At 65.7% G+C, this 3,501-nt stretch carries 3 protein-coding genes; 2 read left to right on the top strand and 1 reads right to left on the bottom strand.

Annotated features, from left to right (window positions below; translation table 11 throughout):
* Nucleotides 1-1,364, top strand: a 1,364-nt coding sequence (locus tag VNT00_RS08990; protein WP_325586619.1) for an NAD(P)H-hydrate dehydratase, incomplete at its 5' end; no start/stop codon positions are given.
* Between the two features lie 78 nt (nucleotides 1,365-1,442).
* Here VNT00_RS08990 and VNT00_RS08995 read toward each other — a convergent pair.
* Complete coding sequence (locus VNT00_RS08995; protein ID WP_325586621.1) at nucleotides 1,443-2,279, bottom strand: universal stress protein; 837 nt, start codon at nucleotides 2,277-2,279, stop codon at nucleotides 1,443-1,445.
* Nucleotides 2,280-2,486: 207 nt separating this feature from the next.
* Here VNT00_RS08995 and VNT00_RS09000 point away from each other — a divergent pair, with 207 nt between their 5' ends.
* Nucleotides 2,487-3,335 carry an HAD family hydrolase gene (locus VNT00_RS09000; RefSeq protein WP_325586623.1) on the top strand — a complete coding sequence of 283 codons (849 nt, stop codon included), beginning with the start codon at nucleotides 2,487-2,489 and terminating at the stop codon, nucleotides 3,333-3,335.
* Nucleotides 3,336-3,501 lie beyond the last annotated feature (166 nt).

The raw sequence follows: 3,501 nt of genomic DNA on the forward strand, positions 1-3,501 counted from the left end.
GGGCGGTCGCACGGGCCCTGATCGACCGCTACCGCCGGCAACCGGTTCTGGTGCTGTGCGGACCTGGCAACAACGGCGGCGACGGCTTCGTGGCGGCCCGCCATCTGGCCGATTGGGGCTGGCCCGTCACTCTGGGCCTGCTGGGGGACAAACAGGCGCTGGCCGGCGACGCGGCGCATCATGCGGCGCTTTGGAAGGGCGGCATCGAACCCATGACGCCGGCCTTGCTCGATGGCGCGGAGCTGGTCGTCGACGCGCTTTTCGGGGCGGGGCTTTCGCGGCCGCTGGAAGGGCAGGCCCTGGCTGTGATCGAGAAACTTGTCGAAAGCAAATTGCCGGTTTGCGCCGTGGATATTCCCAGCGGGGTGGACGGCGCCACCGGTCGGGTCCTGGGCATTGCGCCCAAGGCGGCGATGACGGTCACGTTTTTCCGCCGCAAGCCGGGACATGTCCTGCTGCCGGGCCGGCTGCATTGCGGACGCATCGTGCTGGCCGACATCGGCATCCCCGAAACCGTGCTCGACGCCATCGCGCCGACGGCGTTTCGCAATTCGCCGCGGCTTTGGGCGACGGAGTATCCCTGGCCGAGCCACGAATCCCATAAGTATCAGCGCGGGCATGTGCTGGTGGTGGGCGGCGAGGTCATGACCGGCGCGGCCCGCCTGTCGGCGCTGGCCGCCGCCAGGATCGGCGCGGGCCTGGTGACCGTGGCGGCGCCCGAGCCGGCCTGGGCAGTGTATGCGGCTTCGCTCACCAGCGTCATAGTGCTGCCCCTGGACGATGCCGGCGGCCTGCAGCAACTGCTTGCCGACGAGCGGCGCAATGTGATCGTGGTGGGGCCCGGCGCGGGGGTTTCCGAGGCCACGCGCCAGCATGTGCTGGCTGCGCTCGAGGTGGGCCGCGGCGTGGTGTTGGATGCCGACGGCATCACGTCGTTCCGCAAGGCGCCCCAGGAGCTGTTCTCGGCCATCAAGGGGCCGTGCGTACTGACGCCGCACGAGGGCGAGTTCGGCCGGCTGTTCGACGTGCAGGGCAGCAAGCTCGAGCGCGCGCGGGCCGCCGCCGCGCAGTGCGGCGCCGTGGTGGTCCTGAAGGGCGCCGACACCGTCGTGGCATCGCCCGACGGCCGGGCCATCGTCAACGACAACGCGCCTCCCGATCTGGCAACGGGCGGAACCGGCGATGTTTTGACGGGGTTCATCGCCGGCCTGATGGCCCAGGGCATGGAGTCGTTCCTGGCCGCGGCGGCGGCCGTCTGGCTGCACGGCCGCGTGGCGAAGCGGTTCGGCCCGGGGCTGATCGCCGAAGACCTGCCCGCCACTTTGCCGCAGGTGCTGCAGCAGTTGAAGCTGGTGGTCGTGTAGGGCGGTTTGCCTGCAATGCGCCCGCGATGCGGCCGGCGGTTCCCGGCTGTATCGCGGGCGCGGTTCTTCGGTTCTTCGTTAGTGTGAAAAAAGTATGGGCACGGTCATGGACTGCATGAGGGTCTTGGACGTGCCGCCCAGTATCCATTCGCGGATGCGGCTGCGGTTGTAGGCGCCCATGACGATCAGGTCGCAGCCGTGGTCGGTGGCCGAATTGAGGATGGTGTTGCCGATGCCGTAGTTCAGGCTTTCCTTTTTGATGACCTCGGGCGCCGGATAGCGGCGGGATGCGCAGTAGGCGTTCAGGTCCTGGGGCGTGATGTCCTGGGCCTGCATTTGCTCCAGGTTCTCGTCCACCTTCAGCACCACCAGGTGCTTTGCCTCGGTCAGGATGGGGCCGGCGTCGGCCAGGGCGCGCGCGGCGCGCCGGCCGTTGTCCCAGCAGAAAAGCACGCGCCGCCCGATGGGGCTGAGGTGGCCGATGTAGGGAATCATGAGCACCGGCCGGCCGGCCGAGGTGATGACCGACTCGGCAATATTGGGCCGCTGGCTGGGCGCGGTGTTCACGCCGCCGGTCTGGCTCATGACGAGGACGTCGCAATAGCGCGCATGCAGGGCCAGGACTTCTTCGGTGGGGCCCTGCGGGGCGCGGTAGCTGGCCTTGACGCCGGCGGCGGCCGCCGCCTTCAGGAAATTGTCGCGGATTTCGGCCATTTCGTCGCTGACGTGGGTGCGCATGAGGCTGGCCACCTGGCTGGGCACCGCGGTTTCGTCGCGCAGGTACTGGTTGGCGACCGGCGAGGAATAGATGCCCACGAGTTCGGCATTGTGTTCCGAGGCAAGCTGGATGGTGGCGTCCAGGCGCAACTGATGGTTGCGGTCTTTGGTCAGGTCAAGGGCTATACGGCCTAGCATGGCAGTCTCCTGTTGAAGGTAGAGTTTTGTGGCGGTACTGCGTACAAAAGCGATGCTGTGATGCGTATACGGTGATTCTAGGTGTGTTCCACGGCCGAATGATTGATTTAGCGCAATGCCCGGCGAACTATCCCGGCCGCCGGCGTTACACTTGGGGCTTGTTTCGGCGCCCATGTTGCGGCTTTGCGGTTTCAATTCAGGAAAAACATGTCCGACGTCATTGCTCTGGTTTTCGATTTCGATGATACTCTGGCTCCCGACAGCACGACGGGTTTTTTATCCGAACTGGGCGTCGACGCGGGGCATTTCTGGTCGCAGGAAGTGGGGCCGCTGCTGTCCCAGCACGATTGGGATCCGGTTCCGGCCTATTTGTACCAGATGATAGAACTGTCGCGTTCCGGACGTCACGGGCCAATCACCCAGGAGCGCCTGGCGCAATGGGGGCGGCGCCTGCCGCTGCATGATGGTGTCGATACGCTGTTCAGCCGCCTGCGGGCCCTGGTCAAGGCCCAGCATCCCCAGGTGCAGATCGAGTTCTATCTTATTTCCAGCGGCATCGGCGACGTGGTGCGCAATACGCCCATCGCCCACGAGTTCACCGACATCTGGGCCTCCGAATTCATGTACGGCCCGGATGGCGGCATTCATTTTCCGCGCCGCATCGTCAGTTTCACCGACAAGACCCGCTATTTGTTCCATATTCAAAAAGGCATCGTGGGCCAGGCCTCGCGCAACAAGCCTTTCGAGGTCAACAAGAAAGTCGAGCAGGACAAGCTTCGCGTGCCGTTCCAGCAGATGATCTTCGTGGGCGACGGCTATACCGACATCCCGTGTTTTTCCCTTATCCGCAAATCCGGCGGCGTGGCCTTTGGAGTCTGGGATCCGCGCCACAAGGACAAGCGCAGCCGGGCCTGGGGGTTCATCCAGGAAGGCCGGGTTTCCAACCTCAACCAGGCCCGCTACGATGAGCACGCCGAGCTCTACCAATGGCTGGAAGAGGCGGTCGAAAGCCTGGCTGGCCGCATTTCGCTCAATTCGCGCATTTATGGCGGCTGACGTGCATTCGGGCGCGCCGCCTGACGAAGGCGCCGGCAGCCTGGCTGGCGATGCTGATGGCCGGGTCTGCCAGGAGCCGTTCGGCGAGGCCGATGTTGCGGCCATGCGAGCAGCGCTGGAGCAGGCGGAGCTGGCCTGGAAGCTCGGCGAGGTTCCGGTGGGGGCC

This window comes from Eoetvoesiella sp. (genome assembly GCF_035555955.1).
In the GTDB taxonomy this organism is placed as follows: Bacteria; Pseudomonadota; Gammaproteobacteria; order Burkholderiales; family Burkholderiaceae_B; genus Eoetvoesia.

Bases quoted from the DNA above. Each gene is read 5' to 3' on its own strand.
- VNT00_RS09000 (WP_325586623.1), top strand. From the start codon at position 2,487: ATGTCCGACGTCATTGCTCTGGTTTTCGATTTCGATGATACTCTGGCT.
- VNT00_RS08995 (WP_325586621.1), bottom strand. From the start codon at position 2,279: ATGCTAGGCCGTATAGCCCTTGACCTGACCAAAGACCGCAACCATCAG.